The sequence below is a fragment of the Kinneretia sp. DJ1R-11 genome (genome assembly GCF_025717595.1).
GTDB lineage: Bacteria > Pseudomonadota > Gammaproteobacteria > Burkholderiales > Burkholderiaceae_C > Paucibacter_A.
Genome location: NZ_JAJIRR010000005.1, coordinates 90,662 through 106,978 on the forward strand (window position 1 = coordinate 90,662; position 16,317 = coordinate 106,978).

Sequence of the window (16,317 nt, forward strand, 5' to 3'; positions counted from 1 at the left end):
GGCGGTGAGGGTCAGAGGTCCAGCCCGGCATCGCGGTCGAAGGCCGGGCCCAGCTGCGCCCACAGCGCCGGATGATAGGTCCAATCCTGCGGCGTTGGCCGCTGCAGGGCTTGCTGGATGTGGGCCTCGAACTGCTGACGCGGCACTTCGGCGGCGCCCAGCGAGGCCAGGTGGCGGGTGTTTTGCTGGCAGTCGATCCAGGGGATGCCATGCCGGCGGCACAGGCAGATCAGGGCGGCCAGGGCGATCTTGGAGGCATCCGTGCGGCGCATGAACATCGATTCCCCGAAAAACATGCCGCCGAGGTTGACGCCGTAGAGCCCGCCCGCCAGTTCGCCGTCCATCCAGGTCTCGATGCTGTGCACGGCGCCTTGCGCCCGCGACCAGGCCAGATAGGCGGCTTGCATCTCGGGCAGGATCCAGGTGCCGCTCTGGCCCTCGCGCGGCGCCTGGGCGCAGGCGCGCAGCACCTCGGGCAGGGCGCTGTCCACCCGGATCTCGCAGCCCGGCGTGCGGATGAAGTGCTGCAAGGTCTTGCGCAGCGAGCGCGAGAGCTTGAAGTGGGCGGTTTGCAGCACCATGCGCGGGTCCGGCGCCCACCACAGCGGCGGCTGGTTCGGGCCAAACCAGGGAAAGATGCCGCGCGCGTAGGCGGCGGCCAGGCGCTCGGGGCTGAGGTCGCCGCCGGCGGCCAGCAGCCCTGGGGCGTCGGACTCAGGCCCCAGCGCGCGCTGCGTCGGGGGAAAGTCCAGGGTGCGTTCGTCCAGCCAATCGATCATGGCTTCATGGTAGCGTGCCACCATGATTACCGTTTATGGCATCCCCAACTGCGACACCGTCAAACGCGCCCGCACCTGGCTGCAAGAACAGCCCGGTCTGACGTTTGAATTCCATGACTTCAAGAAAGCCGGCGTCCCCGCCGACCAGCTGCCCCTCTGGATGGCGGCCCTGGGCTGGGACAAGGTGATCAACCGCGCCGGCACCACCTGGCGCAAGCTCGACGAGGCAAGCAAAGCCGCCGTCGTCGACGCCACCAGCGCCACCCAACTCGCCCTGGCCCAGCCCAGCGTCATCAAGCGCCCGCTGGTGCGCTGGGCGGATGGCAGCTTCACGGTGGGGTTTGGGGTGGAGGTGTTTGGGGAGAAGGTGGTGGGGGGAGGGTGATTGAGAGTTTCCTGGTTGCCCTCTTGGGCTGGACGATTTTCTGCTGCGAGCCGCTGAAATGGCTCGCTACGCCGATCAAGCGCTCGCGCCGACTACAAGATGTTGCAGTGCTCGCGAGGGGTACAGCCCACGGGCGACACAATCGTGATCAGACGCCGAAAAGTTCGGCTTTCAGACAACCGTTCACCGGTGGACCTTGAAACTCTCCGATGCAGCCTTTCACACGCATTGACTGGTGAGTGTGGCAGGTTGTTTTGGTTTGTTGGACCGCCTCATTAGCCATCCAAGCCGATGAAGATATCTCTGCTTTCACGAGTCACGCTTGCCAGTCTCGCGGCTGCTCTAGCCGCTACCTTGGTGCTTAGTGCTGCATCTAGCAGCATCGGCATTTCTCTGTACCAGTTCGTGATTTGGGGCCTCAGTTCGGCCCTTGCGCTTTCGGTGCCCGCTAGGTTGTTAATGCGGTCCTGCGGAGAAAAGTTCGACGCGTTTGGGTATGGTTTAGGGACGATGGACGATTCCTATGACCGTCATGGCCTAAAGGGTCAATTGACTCTGGTGGTAGTTGGCGCCTGTTTCTTTTCCTTGGGTGTCGGGCTCTTCTCTGCAACATTGCTCTTTGTGGCAAGTTACTTTGGCTGACGCATAACTTGCTTGGCCTGCAGAGGCTTCACTTCATGCCAAGCTTAAATTGGAACCACACGGTCAGGGTTGAATCGCTTTCGGTCGTTTGCCGCAGGCCCGACCCTCCTGAAATGGGTGTTTGCCTGGGCAGTTTGTAGTGGATCGGCACCGCGCGGTGCGCTTGGGTGGCGAGGTCGCTATAAAGTCAAGCGAGGTTCACCACACCACATCCGTTTCACTTCAGGGCCTATTCATGCGTACTTCCATCTTGATGGTCGGTCTGGCAGCCTCAGTGCTGATCGCCTGCTCAACCGTTCAGCCACCCTCCAAGCCACAGCCCTTGGAGCTGGTCGGTACCTGGAAGGTCGACCTTCGCCCCACACCGGATGCAGACCCCTACTTTCAGGAGTTCGTGGTCACCAAGGTGGAAGGCAAGACTTTCAGCGGGACGTTTTACGGCTCACCCATCAGCCAAGGACGTTTGAACAGCGACTGGGGCGCCGTGCGAATCGCGTTTGTCACCGCCGATGGCTCCGGCCCCTACAACCACTCCGCGGTGCTGTCGGGCGGGCGCCTGGAAGGGCTGACCCATTCCACCGGGCGAGACTTTCTGTCGTATTGGTCCGCGAGCAAGCAATAAGTAAACAAGTGGTGCGCTGCGTAGTCGTCTTCAGCGGGCACGCCGTGAGGCTTGCCCGGCTTCCCGCTGGCGTGGCGCGGGGCCGCTCGCGGTTTTTTGCTCATTCTGGTCTGCGGAAAATCAGGGCTGCACAGGCCTGAAGGTTCAGTCCGAATCACCGGCTCAGCCGCAGCCTCCGTCCCATCCACTCATTCATCGCCCGCGCTCATCTCTGGTGCGCTGCCGCCCCGAAATGACGCTTGGCGCCTCCATTTGGTGCGCACTCTGCGGGCTTGGCCTGCGCCAATTTGGGCACTGTTCTTGCTGATCTGGTGCGTCTGGCCCTCCGATGGTGCGAAAGAGGCCAGGTCAAGAGACAAGCAAGCAATCCAGCAAGCAAGCAAGCAGAACAACCCCAACCCAGCCAGCCCGATGGACTCTTCCTCCCTTTCTTCACTCAAGCAGGGCGCAGACGCCCTTTTCATCTTGCTCGGCGCCATCATGGTGCTGGCCATGCACGCGGGCTTTGCCTTTCTGGAACTGGGCACGGTGCGCAAGAAGAACCAGGTCAATGCCCTGGTCAAGATCCTGGTGGATTTCGCGGTGTCCACGGTGGCTTACTTTCTGGTGGGCTACACCGTGGCCTACGGCGTGCACTTCTTCACCGGGGCCGAAAGCCTGGCGGCGCGCAATGGCTATGAGTTGGTGAAGTTCTTCTTCCTGCTGACCTTTGCAGCGGCGATTCCGGCCATCATCAGCGGCGGCATTGCCGAGCGGGCCCGCTTCGGCCCGCAGCTGGCGGCCACGGCCGTGATCGTGGGCCTGATCTACCCGCTGTTCGAGGGCCTAGTCTGGAATCAGGGCTTTGGTTTCCAGGCTTGGCTCAAAGCCCAATTCGGCGCCGAGTTCCATGACTTTGCCGGCTCGGTGGTCGTGCACGCGGTGGGCGGCTGGATCGCGCTGGCCGCCGTGCTCTTGCTCGGCCCTCGCATGAACCGCTACCGCAAGGACGGCGCCATCAGCGCGCATCCGCCGTCCAGCATTCCCTTTCTGGCCCTGGGCGCCTGGGTGCTGGCGGTGGGCTGGTTCGGCTTCAATGTGATGAGCGCGCAGACCCTGGACAAGATCTCGGGCCTGGTTGCTGTCAATTCGCTGATGGCCATGGTCGGCGGCACCCTGGCCGCCGTGCTGGCCGGCCGCAATGACCCTGGCTTTGCCTACAACGGCCCGCTGGCCGGCTTGGTGGCCGTGTGCGCGGGCTCGGACGTGATGCACCCGCATGGCGCGCTGATCACGGGCGCGGTGGCCGGCTACATCTTCGTCAAGATGTTCACCCTGACGCAGAACCGCTGGAAGATCGACGATGTGCTGGGCGTGTGGCCTCTGCACGGCCTCTGCGGTGCCTGGGGCGGCATTGCCTGCGGCATCTTCGGCAGCCAGGCCGGCGGCGGCGTGGGCGGTGTGAGTTTCTGGTCGCAGCTGATCGGCACCCTGGCCGGCGTGGCCTGGGCCTTGGCCGGCGGCCTTGTGGTCTACGGCCTGCTCAAGCGCTTTGTCGGCCTGCGTCTGAGCCAGGAAGAAGAGTTCGACGGTGCCGATCTTTCTATACACAAAATCGGTGCCACGCCGGAGCGCGAGGTCAGCTGGTAAGCTCAGGCTCAGCCTTGCAATTTGGCTTCGGCTCTTGCCTTCCACCGCCTTCGGGCGGTGGCGGCGTTTTGGGCTCAGGCTCTACTTTTTTCAGCACCTCATTCGCGATGTTCACTGGCATTGTTCAAGCCGTGGCCCAGGTGGCCGCCCTGCAAGACCGGCCCGGTCTGCGCAGCTTCACCCTGCAGTTCCCGCCCGGCTTCTGCCAAGGCCTGGAGATCGGCGCCAGCGTGGCCTCGGACGGCGTCTGCCTGACGGTGACGGCGCTCGACGAGGCGGCTGATCGCGCCGACTTCGATGTGATGCAGCAGAGCCTGAACCTCACCACGCTGGGCGCGCTGCAGTCGGGCAGCCGGCTCAATGTCGAGCGCGCCGCGCGCGACGGCGCCGAGATCGGCGGCCACCCGCTGTCCGGCCATGTCGATTTCATGGCCACGGTGCAGGCCATCCGCCAGCCCGAGAACAACCATGTCATCCGCATCGGCGTGCCCGCGCCCTGGATGCGCTACATCTTCGCCAAGGGTTACATCGCAGTGAACGGCGCCAGCCTGACCGTGGCCGAAGCCGGCCGTGAGCGCGACGGCTCGGGCTGGTTCGAGGTCTGGCTGATCCCCGAAACCCTGCGAATGACCACCTTCGCAGAGAAGGGTGTGGGCGCAGCCCTGCACATCGAGATCGAGCGCCAGACCCAGGTCATGGTGGACACAGTGCGCGCCGCTGTGGATGAACGTTTGGGGCCGCTGCTGCCGGCGCTGGAGGCTTGGATGGCCTCGCAAGGGCAGAGCCTGGATGGGGTCTTGGGCGGCGGCACGAGCAAGGCTTGAGCACGGAGTTCGGATCGCTGCGCCGCGAATCTGTATCGCAAGGGAAGGGTATCGCCATGGCCAAGTTGAGCAAGACCCGCTGCGTGCTGGCGGTGCCCGAGCTCGCGACCTCGCTCGCCTACTACCGCGATCAACTCGGCATGGAATTGGAGTTCGAAGCGCCTGGCTGGGCTTTTCTGGCGCGCGGCGCCTTTGCCGTGATGCTGGGCGATTGCCCCGACGCGCTGGCGCCCGCCGCCACTGGCGACCACGCCTATTTCGCCTACGTCACGGTCGAGGATGTGGACGCGCTTTATGCCGAGTACCGGGCCCGCCGGCTGGACTTCATCAAGCTGCTGCGTGATGAGCCCTGGGGCATGCGCGAGTTTGGCTTGTGCACCGTCGACGGCCATCGCCTGATGTTTGGCCAGGAGTTGGGCTGAAAGCACTGCCAGCTCGGAGTGGCTTCGTTGTCAGGCGCGGATGGCAAGACTCAGCGATGTCGCTCAGATGATCCCAGTTCAGCGACAGCCAAGGCCACTAGAAATCGTCTTCAAACTGTCCTTCGATGGGCATCGTCATCGTTAGCACTTGACCACCCTCGCCGCCGCCCCACTGGTCTGATCGCAGGTACTCACGTCCCAAGGGCTCACGAGGCAGTCCATCAGATTCTTCGGCCATTGAGTTCAGGACATTCTCGCCTTCCCAATCGACTGTGCCTTCAGGCGTGGTCCTTGCATCAGCCATGGCCATTCGTTCAAAGTCATCGAGCGCGGATCGAAAGCAGACAAGGAACTGCAACAGGCCCTCAGCTTCGTCATCCATTGCTATGGGCTCAGCGTCACGGGAGGCCATTGCTTCTAGGAACAGCAGCAGGCTCTCTACGCCTGTGTTTGACATTTCACCGACAGTTGCAATGTTGCGTTCAGTCCAGACACCACCGACATAGGTCAGTTGCTGCCCGGGAAGCTGTGCAAGCATTGTCATCTTGCCTTGCAACGCAACCTTGGCACCTTCAACTGCGGTGCCATAGTCGCTGATCATCGATTCCCTAAGCATCAACAATTCGTCTATCAGCGATTCGACGAGCTTTTGACCGCCGATCAACCATTTCAAGTATCGGCCTCGGGCGGAAATCGAGGCAGTGCTCCTTGGAAAGCGGCCTTCGACCTCGTCGTATTCAGCGTGGTGCTCCGCGATCCTCTCGTCGGGTAGCTCCATTCTGATGTCAGCCAGTGTTCCGACGACATTGATCGACTGGCCAGTCAGGGCGTGGTAGTGACGAGATACTTCCAAAGTGAGCGGTCCGGTCGCGCAGCCGAAAAGGATGATCTGGCCGTGCCAGCGCTCGGATTTGGGGATCATGAACGCCACATTGGCCAGTTCGCGAGGCCCGAGCTGGGCTTGGGAATCGTACGGTGCATCCGGTGCGTGATCGGCATTGAGATAGGTCCCATGCCCTTCCAGGACAATGGCTTCATCATCACCGATGGCAGCGTGCTCGGGCTGATAGTCATTCAGACCGTCGACAGTTCTTTCCCCTGGTCTTGGCACCCTCGCCGCTCGCACGTTGTTCATGATCGGATCGTTTGCGTGGTTCAGTTTGATGCGGATTCTTTGTATCGGTGCGGTAGTGGTATCGGGTGCCACTTGTCCTAGCAGGGGCGCGCTTTGATGTACCGCTGCGCTGGACGATGCTTTTGCGCCCATCGCGTCAGCTTCCAGTTCTAAGGCTTTGTCTTCATTGATGGGAACGCCACCTTTTAGCTGAGAGGTGGGCCTCACCCGTCCTTGAGCTTGCTGCACCACATGCCATGCTTCGTGTGGGAGATGCTGCTGCTGCCCCGGCCCAAGGTGGATGTCCTGACCTTGAGCATAGGCATGAGCCTGCATGGCTGCCGGCTTGCTGGAGTTGCGATGTACACGCACGTCGGCCATGTCCAGGCCTGACAGCGACTCAATGCCCTGGCGCAAGCCTTGGGGCAGGCCGCCTTGCGCCGGCGTGGCGGGCGCAGCCGCAGCCTGCAGCTGCGCCATTTGCCAGCCTTGCTTCAACTGCCTCGGGCTGTCGGACCAGGCGGGCAGGGCGCTGACGCCGCTCAGGGTGATGCTGGAGTCGGCATCGGCGGCTGGCGAGCGCTGGGGGCCGGTCGGCTCGGTAGCGCGGAGTTGGCGAGGGGCGGTGCTCATCGTTTGGGCTCCAGGGGCGGTACTCAGTGTTAGTCGGCAGCGTAAGGGGGCTAGTCGAAGGCATAGCTAGGGAAGCTCTGCATAAATCGGGGCGAGACGATGTAGTGCGGATCGGGATGGGCTGCAAGGCGCAGTTTGAAGCCAATAGCCGTAGCTATTGGCGAGAAGTGCAACGCCGCAGACCGCCCGAGTCCGCGCTAGCAGGGGCCGGGCTAATTTCTGCAGAGCTTCCCTAGTCTTCGGTGCTTGGCATGCAATAGCGAGTTAGGAGTTGATGGGCAGCCTAAGCCCTCGTGGCAACTTGATCGACCGCGCGGGTCAAGCGATCCGCATCGCAAAAGGGCATGTGACACGGTGTCTGGATGAGTGGCTATGGCGGTGATGCTGCAATGTTCATACCTTTCATCCACTTGAAGACGGCACCGACCGGGGTTTCGGGCGCAAGCCTAGGGACATTGTTCCTGACGAATTGCTGTTGCGTGTCGAAGTTATCTATTGCCTTGCAATGTCCAAGCAGGAACTGCTGCAAGGAGTCAGGAATGACGAACTCCATCCTGAATCCGGCCATGTGATTGGCGGGCAGAACCGCCTGCTTGCTTGCCTCTCGGACCAGCGCGATGTAAGGAACCATGTGTGGGTTCAGTTTGATCTCGGCATTGGCTCCCACACGCAAGATGTAGTCGTACTCAACGATGAGTCGCCGTAAACCCGGATCGTTTTGCCACCATCTGACATTCTCAAAGCCGGGGCTAGCGCTGCGGTCCAGTCGGCGCAGTTGGCCCAGCAAGTCCTTGGGCATATAGACGGCGAAGCGAATCGAGGTCTTGTTGGGGAGGTGATAGGGAAACTCCTTGTCGTCCGTGGTGTAGAAGCCCTCGCCATCCTGATTCACGCCACCCACGGCGCTTTCCTTGCCCGAGAGTTCCTCGCTGATTTGGATTCCGCTGGCTTGGATGAGCGCCTCTAGTTCGGGGCTGGTGTAGTGGTAGCCGATTCGTTCGGCGTCCGCCGGCGCCTTGTCTAAGATCGCGCCACCGTATCGGGGTGCATCGATGGCTTGGCGCTGCTCCAATGCTTGCTCGCCCATGGATCCAGACTTGGGCTGCTGGTCTTCCCAGTCATAGATATCGTTCATATGGATATCGAGACGGTCCGCGAGCCAATCGTAGAGATTGACCTCGTCATTGCTCCATGCGATTTGTTCGAACTCGTCCAGAAGCATGGGGAACTTGGCCTGGACGAATCTTGCTGCGAGTTCGACGGCCGATGCTGGTGGACCTGTAAAGTAACCTTGCAGAACCTCTGACTCACCCAGAGCGAGCCTGCTTGTCGCGGCTCTTCGCTGCAAGGCCACCATCGGCGCCTTGCTTCCCATCGTGTCTGCTTCACGTTCGAGAGCCGTCTCGGTGTTGACGGGCGTCCCTTGGCGATGGCTCGTCGGCCGCACCCGCCCCTGCGCCTGCTGCACCACATGCCAAGCCTCATGAGGCAGATGCTTCTCCTGCCCCGGCCCCAGGTGAATGTCCTGACCCTGCGCATAGGCATGGGCTTGCAGCGCTGCCGGTTTGCTGGAGTTGCGATGCACGCGCACGCCGGACATGTCCAGGCCCGACATCGACTCAATGCCCTGGCGCAGGCCTTGGGGCAGGCCGCCTTGGGCTGGCGTGGCGGACGACGACGCCGCCGCCTGCAGTTGTGTGAGCTGTGCGCCTTGCTTCAACTGCCGCGGGCTGTCGGACCAGGCGGGCAGGGCGTTGCCGGCGCTCTGGGCGAGGCCGGTGTCGACATCGGCGGCAGGGGCGTGCAGCGGGCCTGCCGGCTCACTGGCGCGAAGTTGACGCGGGGCGTTGCTGCTCATGCTCGGAGCTCCTGGTCATGGGGTGAGGTGACCGTGCGGACTGGCTATTTGCCGCCGCCCTTGGCAATCGAGTTCGCCACATTGGCCTGCATCAGGCGGTCACGCTTGCGGTTCTTGGCGGCGCTTTTGCGTGGGTCTTCGGTGCGCGCCTTGCCCGGTTGGTGCGAGGTGGTCTTGCCGTTCGCTCCGGTCTTGGAATGGGAGGCGCCGCGCGAATGGCCCTTGGTCTTGCGCTCGAGTTGCGCGATCTGTGCGCCCTGAGCCAGCTGCCTCGGGCTGCTGGCGTCGGCGGCGAACCCGCCCGCATGGGCAGCGGCGGCCTGCAGCGGCGCAGCCGCGCGGACCGGGCTGCTGAGTCTTTGTTTGCCTGGGTTTGTCATGGTTTCTCCACCTGGGTTCTTCGCATCGCCAACACCGCCCAGATCGTCACGGCGACGAGCAGGGTCCAAAGCAGGAATGGGCTCTCGCGCAGGGGCTTGAGGCCGGGGTCGAAGGCGAACAGCAGGCTGCCAACGGACAGCGGCGGCAGGGCGCCCAGCGGCATGTAGCGGCCCCAGCGGGCCCGCCAGGTGCAGTTCAGGATCAGGGCCACAGCGCAAGCGGCGCCGATCAGCAAGAGCAGCTCGAAGATGGCCCGCAGCGGCCAGCGGTGTTCGCAGACCCAGCCGCGCAGGGCCAGCTTGAAGTCGCTGATCGAGCCAGTCAGAAAGGCGGTGTCGAAGTTCTGGCTGAAATCGACCGGTGTCGAGACTTCCTTGATGGGCAGGGGCCAGAAGGCGACCCCGCCGTAGTTGTCGTCGAAGTAGATCAGGTCGTCGGCGAACTGCTGGCCGCCTTTGCTGCGTGGCGAAACCAGGGGGATCAGCTTGCGCAGAAAGATGCGGCGGTCGCCGCCTTTGATGGCGGTCGATTGATCCAGCTTGACGCGCAAGGCCTTTTTGCTGTCGCCGCTGGGCTCGGACAACAGCACGATGAAGCGCAGCGTCACGTTGGTGTTGCTCTTGTACTCGGCCGTGTCCGAGTGGATGCGGCCGCGCAGCAGCGTCGGCTCCTCGGCCTGGCGCAGGTAGTCGAACAGATTGTTCAGCTCGAAGGCACCGGGGCGGGCCAGCTCGCGGTCGCTGATGACCAGGTTCAGGGTGTAGTCACGCGAACCCTGGCGCAGGGCCACGATCAGCGCTTCGACCAGCTTTTTGTAATAGGCATCGAAGCGGCCGCGCCAGACCAGGTCTTCGCGCGGTGGCAGCTCGTCCAGGAACAGGGTCAGGCCGTCGCCCATGCGCGTGGCATGGCCGAGGCCGGGCAGCACGCCGTAGAGGCGCGAGCGCCAGTCGTTCAGCGGTCGGTCAATCACGGCCATAGCGCGGCCGGGCGCCTCGCGAATCATGCGTTCGATGGTGTTGCTGCGCTCGTTGCTGTCGGCGTTCTTCAGGAACAGCCAGTCATTGCGGTACAGGGTCAGGTCCAGCGCGGTGCCGTGAACCCGGGCCTGCCGGACGAAATCGGTGGCGCCTTGCATGGCATGCTCGGGCACGGCGAGGCTGCCGTCGTCGTTGATGGCCAGGCCGAACACGCTGATCCGGTGCAGGCGGCTGAAATCGACTTGCTGGGCCTTGTCGCTAGACCACCATTCGGGGAAAAAGCCGTAGATCTGGCTGCCGATCTCGTCCTGCACGCAGCCGCAGCCCGCTCCGTCCCAATTGATCTTCTTGTCGAAGCTGAGCGGGTATTTGCGGCCGCTGCGTTCGACCAGCCAGGCCCGCAGCTCCGGCGGCATGATGGTCGGGGCCAACTCCTGCCAGCTGATGTCGGTGGTGGCGGCTTTGCGGCTGGCGGCGGCCAGGGCTTTGGCCGGCTCGGCGGCCACCCAGGCCCTGTGTTTCTGAGCTTCCTCCAGGCGTTGCGGCCAGTTGTTGGGCGGGCAGGCCCGGGCGAACTCGGCCGCGGGTGGCGGCTTGATGCCCTGCTTGCTGGCACTGACGCGCGTCAGCTCCGCCACAAATTGGCAGAGCTGGGCATCGAGCGCCGCCTCGAACAGCTGCCGATTCGGGAATTCGACCTGGATCAGGGGCGTCAGCAGCTGCTTGAGCTGCTCAATTTGCGGTTCGGTGAGCGGCCCCGGGGCAGGCGGGCCGGTATCGGCAGCGGGCGCAGATGCGGCGGCTGCGACCGGTGCTGGTGCCGCAGCGGCCTCCACCCGCATGCCGTCGCCCCCCCCGGCGTCTTCGCTGGGCTTGGCGGCCTCCAGCTTCAGCTGTTCCTCTTCCTCCGGGCTGGGTGTGGGCAGCAGCAGGTCCAGCGTTGCTTGGGCCAGCTTGAAGACTTCGACCTGGGGCCGGCGCGGCGCAGGCACCTTGGCCTGGGCATCGTTGAGCGAGAGTGCCTTCAAGGCGGCGGGGCTGGACGCGGAAGCAGCAGAGGCGGCCGCTGCCGGCTTGCTTGCTTGCGTGGGCGCAGTGATGACGCTCAGGATGTAGCTTTGCTGACCCTGGCGCTGCTGGGCGTCGCTGACGCTGATGTTCAGCGGATGGCGCTGTGCGTTGAGGCCGATGCCGGACAGCAGGCCTTGCTCGTCCAGCTTGATGCCTTCGGGCAGCGTGCCGCCCGTCAGCCGGTAGCGGTAGGGCGGCTGGCCGCCGCTGGCTTTCAAGACGTGCTTGTAGGCCTTGCCGACGACGGCGGCGGGCAGGCGCACGGGGGGCAGGTCCAGCTGCAGTGCCGGCTGTCCGGCGCAGCAGCAGTTCGCTTCCGGGCTGCTGGCCTTGCACTGGGCGCTGGCCTCGGCGGGCAGTGGCTGGCTGTGGCTCTCGGCTTGCGGGCTGACCGGGCTGCTGGTGGCGGCGCCGTCCGCGGCGCTGGCCGGCTTGGCGGCAGCGGCCGGGGTGTTGCTTTCGGCCTCGGTGGCCAAGCGTGCAGCGCTGCCCAGGCAGCACAGGCCCAGCAGTGCCGCCCCGAGCAGGCGCAGGCCGCGGCGTGCCGTGGCCGGGAACGTGGCCTTGGCCGGGGCATTCAGGTGGGCGGGGTTCACAGCGTTCTTCCTTCCTTGCGAAGTTCCTTGGCCAGACCGGTGCGCAGCTCGCTGGCCCGCACCTGCTGGCGGCCTTGGCGCATGGCGCTCAAGGCGGCGTGGCGGATCACATTGGCGATCGAGCCGCCGGAGAGTTCATAGCGCTGGGCGATCTCGTCCAGGCGCACATCGGGGGCCAGGTGTTGCCCGGCCAGCATGCCGCGCCACAGGCGCAGGCGTTGCTCGGGGTCGGGCATGGGGAAATAGACCATGGACTGAAAGCGTCGCGAGAAGGCTTCGTCGAGGTTGCCGCGCAGATTGCTGGCCAAGATGACGACGCCGGGGAAGTCTTCCACCCGCTGCAGCAGGTAGGCGATTTCCTGATTCGCGTGGTGGTCGTTGGCATTGCTGGCGGCGCTGCGCTTGCCGAACAAGGCGTCGGCTTCGTCAAAGAACAGCACCCAGTTGCGGGTCTCGGCCTGGTCAAACACGCGGGCCAGGTTCTTCTCGGTCTCGCCGATGTACTTGGACACCACCATGGACAGGTCGATGCGGTAGACGTCGAGCTTCGCCTGCTGGCCGATCAGCGTGGCGGTGAGTGTCTTGCCGGTGCCCGGTGGCCCATAGAACAGGGTGCGGTAGCCGGGTTTGAGGCTGCGCGCCAGGCCCCAGTCCTGCATCAGCGTGCGGCCATGTGTCAGCCAGGCGCTGAGCTGGCGGATGTCGTCGAGCACCTCGGGCGCCAGCACCAGATCGTCCCACGTCAGGCTGCTGTGGATCAGCTTGGCCGGGAACTGGGCGTTGTAGTCCGGCTTGTGCCAGACGCCGGTGCTGAGCCTTTGCAGCGCCTCGGGGCTGGCGGCCAGCAAGCCGCTGAGCTGGGGCTCGCCGGCCGGGGGCGGCTCCAGGCGCAGCAGGCCGCGGCGGGCAAAGCCATGGCCGGGGTCGAAGAGGGCCAGCAGGGCAAAGCGCCGGGCCAGCGATTCGCCCGCGATCAGGAAGGCCGCCGTCTCGCCGGTGGGCATAAAGCCGCCATGGTTCTGGCTCTTGATGCCGCCGAACTCGGTGAAGCCACGCTCCAGGTTCTGATTGCGCATGAACAGCAGGTCGAGTGCGGCCGGGCGCAGATGGGGCACCAGGGCCAGGGCGAGCAGCAGGCGCTCCTCGCTGCTCAGGGCCGGCAGGCCTTGCAGCTCGGCCAACTCGGCGTGCACGCGGGCCAGCTCGCTGTCCGCCGGCAGGGTCGGCGCGGGCTCGCCCAGCACTAGCGGGGTCTGCTTGAAGAACTGGTCCAAGCGCTGCGCGAGCAGCGTGTCCAGCCAGTCCAGTTCCATGCTCAGAGCTTGAGCATGGGCGGTGTCAGCGCCATTCCACATGCAGCACTCCTTGCATCCAGGGCAGTTTGATGATCGAAAAGCCCCAGGGCAGGCGGTCAAGCAGCATGTCGAAAGCACGGGGCTGCACCTTCAGCCGCCAGGGTGCGGGTTCGCCGTGCTCGGCGCGCTGGCGTTCGAGCCGACCCTCACGCTGCAGAAAGCTCTCGCGCAGGCCGGCGACCGAGGTGTTCCCGATGGCCTTCCAATGGCTGATGACCGCGGTCAGCAAGTCGTTCAGCAGCGCCTGCTCTTGGGCCGTCAGTGGATCGCAGGCCGGCAGCAGGTCGGTGGGCGCGAGGCCGCAAAGCAGCTTGGACAGCGGCCACAGCGGCTCGCTGCTGGGCGCATCACCGCGCACCAAGGCTTGAAGGCACAGGACGGCACGCGCTTGGGCCGGGGCATCGACGAATTGCCCGCCTTCGGTCAAGCCCAGGTGTTTGAACAGCCGCTCGGCATAGGCGGCCAGCAGCACCTGGCCGGCGTCCTCGACCCAGATCGGCGCGGCCAAGGGGCCCGGCGGCGCCGTGGCAGGCGCAGGCCTTGCCGGCGGGGCTGGGCGCACGGGCGCTGTTGCGCTCGCCTTGGCGCTGATGGCCGTGGCGCTTGAACTTTGAATCTGCTTCGCAGCTCCGGCCTGGCCTTCGCTGCCTGAAAGGGCCGCTTCGCTTCGAGGTCGAGCGCGCTGATGGCCCCGCCCGGCCTCTTTCAGATGGCGACGAAAGCCTGCCGCGTCTGGGCCGCCGGCGAGCACAAACAGATGCTCGCAAAGCAGGGGCCAGAGCGGATCCGTGGCCGGTACAGCGGTGGCGCTTGGAGCGACTGCTGGAACAGCGTCGCGAGCCAATTCTGGCGCGCGTGCTGCCGCTTCTGCGCGCATCGTCGCCATGCTGTCCTTCAAGGACGTCGCCGCTGCAGAACCGAATTGGGCTGCCAGCCATTGCCAGCGCTGAGCGGGCTCAAACTGGGCGCACCACTGCTGGCAGGCTGCCGGCTGCTCCAGCAATTCGGCCAGGCGCAGGCGCTGTGCCGCGCCATAGGCCTTGCTCTGGCATTGCAGCCACAGCTGCTGCAGCTGGCTTTCAAGCCGGAGTTTCGGGTCGGCAGTGGCCTCCGTTTCCTGCGCTGCGTTCGTCTGGACGCTGCTGTCGTGCAGCTGCTGCCAGCGGCGCCGCCAATGGGCTTCCAGGCTGGCGGGCTGGATCGGGGCCACAGTGGCTGTGGGCGCTGCTGCCTCGCTCAGCGCCTCAGCCTCCTGCCAAAGCCAGCGGCGCAAGGCCACAGTCGGCCAGGGCGGTGCTGCCGCTTCGTCCGAAGGCTGGGTCTTGGGTGCTTGCCAGCGCGCGATCAGCGCCGGCAACCAGGGCAGGGCCTGCAGACGGCTCAGCGGCGTTGTGGAGTTAGGGCCGTCGGAAGCCAGGGGCAAGCTGGCCGCGGCTTGCAAGGCCGGCCCGGCCGCGCGCTTGAACCGATCGCGCGCTTGAGGTGCTGGCGTGTCAGCGTCACCCGAACCTTGCCAGCGCGCCCAGGCGCCTTGCCAGAGGCTCAGCCAGGCGCTGTGCGTGGCCGGCAGGCGCCCATGCTCCAGCAGGTGGGCCAGGCTGGCTTCCATGAGGAGCGATTGCATGGCGCTGAGCCCCGGTCGTTCGGCCGCCGGGCAGGCCTTGAGCAGCTGCAGTGCGGTCTGGCGCAAAGAGTCGGCCCATTGCGGCGGGGCTGGCCGCGTGAGTGGCTCCGGGCCCGCGAGTGCCTCGTCAGCGCGGGGCCTGCCAGTCGGCCGAATTGCTCCTGCTGGGCCGGCCAGCAGGGCCAGCAGGGGCCAGCTGTGCTCGACCGGCAGGGCCAGGCTCCAGGCGCGCCGGCCGCTGCGTGGGCGCAGCTGTTCCAGCAAGGCCTGGCGCAAGGCGGCGGGGGCCTGCCGGTGCAGCTCGGCCAGGTTGCGGCCGATGTGGGCCGAGCTGCCTGCCGACGGCCGCCCCGTGGCCCAGGCCTGAACCTGCTCTTGCATGCGGCGCAAGGCGGCCTGGCCCAGGCGCGAGGGCGGCCGGCCGGGCCCGCTGGCCGAGGCGCCTGAGTCAGCGTCCGCCTGCGTCTGTGCGTCGACCTGGTCCGGGTCGCCCAACAGGGCCGCGAGCATGGCGGCTGCGAGCTCCGAGCCTGCTGGGCGGGGCAAGACCTGACCCCGCAGCGCCCGCCGCAGCGACATCCAGCCGGGGCCCAAGAGTTCGGCATGGCTCGCTTGCAGGGCTGCCAGCAGGCGCCGCTGGCGGGCGCCGCCGAGGGCACCGCCACTCAAGCCCCAGAGCGCATGCAGGCCGGCGACGCGCAGCCGCTGTTGCAGGCTTTGCACCTGGTAGGCACTGAGGCGGCCGCGCCGCTGCAGCGGCAGCAGCCAGTTGTCGTCCAAAAGCAGCATGGCCTCGGCCAGCTCGCGGTGGCGCACGCTCAGCAAGGCCTGCAGGCCGGCATGCGGTGCAATCAGGCTCAGTCGGGCCAGCACAGGCTCGGGCGGCATCAGCTGCTGCAGGGCTTGCCACAGCCGTGGCCCATGGTGCAGGGCCAGGCGCTCCAGCCAGCCGGCGAGGTCGCGCGCCGAGCGCAGCGGCATGCCCCAGGGCAGCAGGCCATGCTGCAGAAAGTGCAGGAATTGCCCGAGCTCATGGCCGGCGCTGCTCAGCCGGCGGGTCGGCTCGCTGTCCAGGCTGCTGTCGGCCCACGGTGCGAGCGCGGCCCTGGGCGGGATTTGCTCGCTCAGCCTGGCCAGGCTGCGCTGCAGCGCCAGGTCGAATTGGCGCAGCCATTGGCTGGGGCTGTCCTGGATGCGCAGGCGGCCGATGTCGACCTCCAGGCAATCCAGGGCCCAGACCTCGCCCGGCGGGCTGAGGGCATCGAAGCGCTCCGCCATGCGGGGCAGTGCGTGCTTGTGGATGAACTCGCTCAGGCGATCTTGCTGCGCATGGGCCAAGCGTGCATGGCTGAATCGGGCCTCCCAGCTGAGCGTCTCGATGCGATGGCTGTGGTTCATGGCG

The 16,317-nt window shown here is 65.5% G+C and carries 13 protein-coding genes; 6 read left to right on the forward strand and 7 right to left on the reverse strand.

Features of this window, described 5'->3' with window-relative positions; all coding sequences use genetic code 11:
* Positions 1-11: 11 nt before the first annotated feature.
* Positions 12-803 carry a leucyl/phenylalanyl-tRNA--protein transferase gene (gene aat, locus LNV23_RS10740; RefSeq protein WP_263562979.1) on the reverse strand — a complete coding sequence of 264 codons (792 nt, stop codon included), beginning with the start codon at positions 801-803 and terminating at the stop codon, positions 12-14.
* On the opposite strand from aat, the gene LNV23_RS10745 reads away from it, so the two are divergent.
* The 6 genes from LNV23_RS10745 (at position 802) to LNV23_RS10770 (ending at position 5,303) form a co-directional block, all read left to right on the forward strand.
* On the forward strand, positions 802-1,164 hold the full coding sequence (locus LNV23_RS10745; RefSeq protein WP_263562980.1) for an arsenate reductase: 363 nt from the start codon (positions 802-804) through the stop codon (positions 1,162-1,164). The two genes, aat and LNV23_RS10745, sit on opposite strands and share 2 nt — an antisense overlap.
* A 291-nt stretch (positions 1,165-1,455) precedes the next feature.
* The gene (locus LNV23_RS10750; protein WP_263562981.1) at positions 1,456-1,806 is read left to right on the forward strand and encodes a hypothetical protein; all 351 of its coding nucleotides are present in this window, start codon (positions 1,456-1,458) and stop codon (positions 1,804-1,806) included.
* A 235-nt stretch (positions 1,807-2,041) separates the two neighbouring features.
* Entirely contained in the window at positions 2,042-2,428 is a 387-nt protein-coding gene (locus LNV23_RS10755; RefSeq protein WP_263562982.1) for a hypothetical protein, read from the forward strand.
* Positions 2,429-2,839: 411 nt separating this feature from the next.
* Positions 2,840-4,057, forward strand: coding sequence for an ammonium transporter (locus LNV23_RS10760; RefSeq protein WP_263562983.1), 1,218 nt, complete (start codon positions 2,840-2,842; stop codon positions 4,055-4,057).
* Between the two features lie 107 nt (positions 4,058-4,164).
* A complete protein-coding gene (locus LNV23_RS10765) occupies positions 4,165-4,881 on the forward strand; it encodes a riboflavin synthase subunit alpha (RefSeq protein ID WP_263562984.1) in 717 nt (238 codons plus the stop codon).
* 56 nt (positions 4,882-4,937) lie between these two features.
* On the forward strand, positions 4,938-5,303 hold the full coding sequence (locus LNV23_RS10770) for a VOC family protein (protein ID WP_263562985.1): 366 nt from the start codon (positions 4,938-4,940) through the stop codon (positions 5,301-5,303).
* A gap of 97 nt (positions 5,304-5,400) precedes the next feature.
* Here LNV23_RS10770 and LNV23_RS10775 read toward each other — a convergent pair whose 3' ends face one another.
* From LNV23_RS10775 to LNV23_RS10800, 6 genes are all read right to left on the reverse strand, one after another.
* Complete coding sequence (locus LNV23_RS10775) at positions 5,401-7,050, reverse strand: eCIS core domain-containing protein (RefSeq protein ID WP_263562986.1); 1,650 nt, start codon at positions 7,048-7,050, stop codon at positions 5,401-5,403.
* A gap of 370 nt (positions 7,051-7,420) precedes the next feature.
* Positions 7,421-8,908, reverse strand: a complete 1,488-nt coding sequence (locus tag LNV23_RS10780; RefSeq protein ID WP_263562987.1) for an eCIS core domain-containing protein — start codon at positions 8,906-8,908, stop codon at positions 7,421-7,423.
* Between the two features lie 44 nt (positions 8,909-8,952).
* Positions 8,953-9,288: a hypothetical protein gene (locus tag LNV23_RS10785; protein WP_263562988.1), complete on the reverse strand. Its 336-nt coding sequence runs from the start codon at positions 9,286-9,288 to the stop codon at positions 8,953-8,955.
* A complete protein-coding gene (locus LNV23_RS10790) occupies positions 9,285-11,936 on the reverse strand; it encodes a putative Ig domain-containing protein (RefSeq protein WP_263562989.1) in 2,652 nt (883 codons plus the stop codon). Before LNV23_RS10790 ends, LNV23_RS10785 begins: the two co-directional genes overlap by 4 nt.
* Entirely contained in the window at positions 11,933-13,291 is a 1,359-nt protein-coding gene (locus LNV23_RS10795) for an ATP-binding protein (protein WP_263562990.1), read from the reverse strand. The genes LNV23_RS10790 and LNV23_RS10795 overlap by 4 nt, the downstream gene beginning before the upstream one ends.
* On the reverse strand, positions 13,275-16,313 hold the full coding sequence (locus LNV23_RS10800) for a contractile injection system tape measure protein (RefSeq protein ID WP_263562991.1): 3,039 nt from the start codon (positions 16,311-16,313) through the stop codon (positions 13,275-13,277). Before LNV23_RS10800 ends, LNV23_RS10795 begins: the two co-directional genes overlap by 17 nt.
* Between the last annotated feature and the right edge of the window lie 4 nt (positions 16,314-16,317).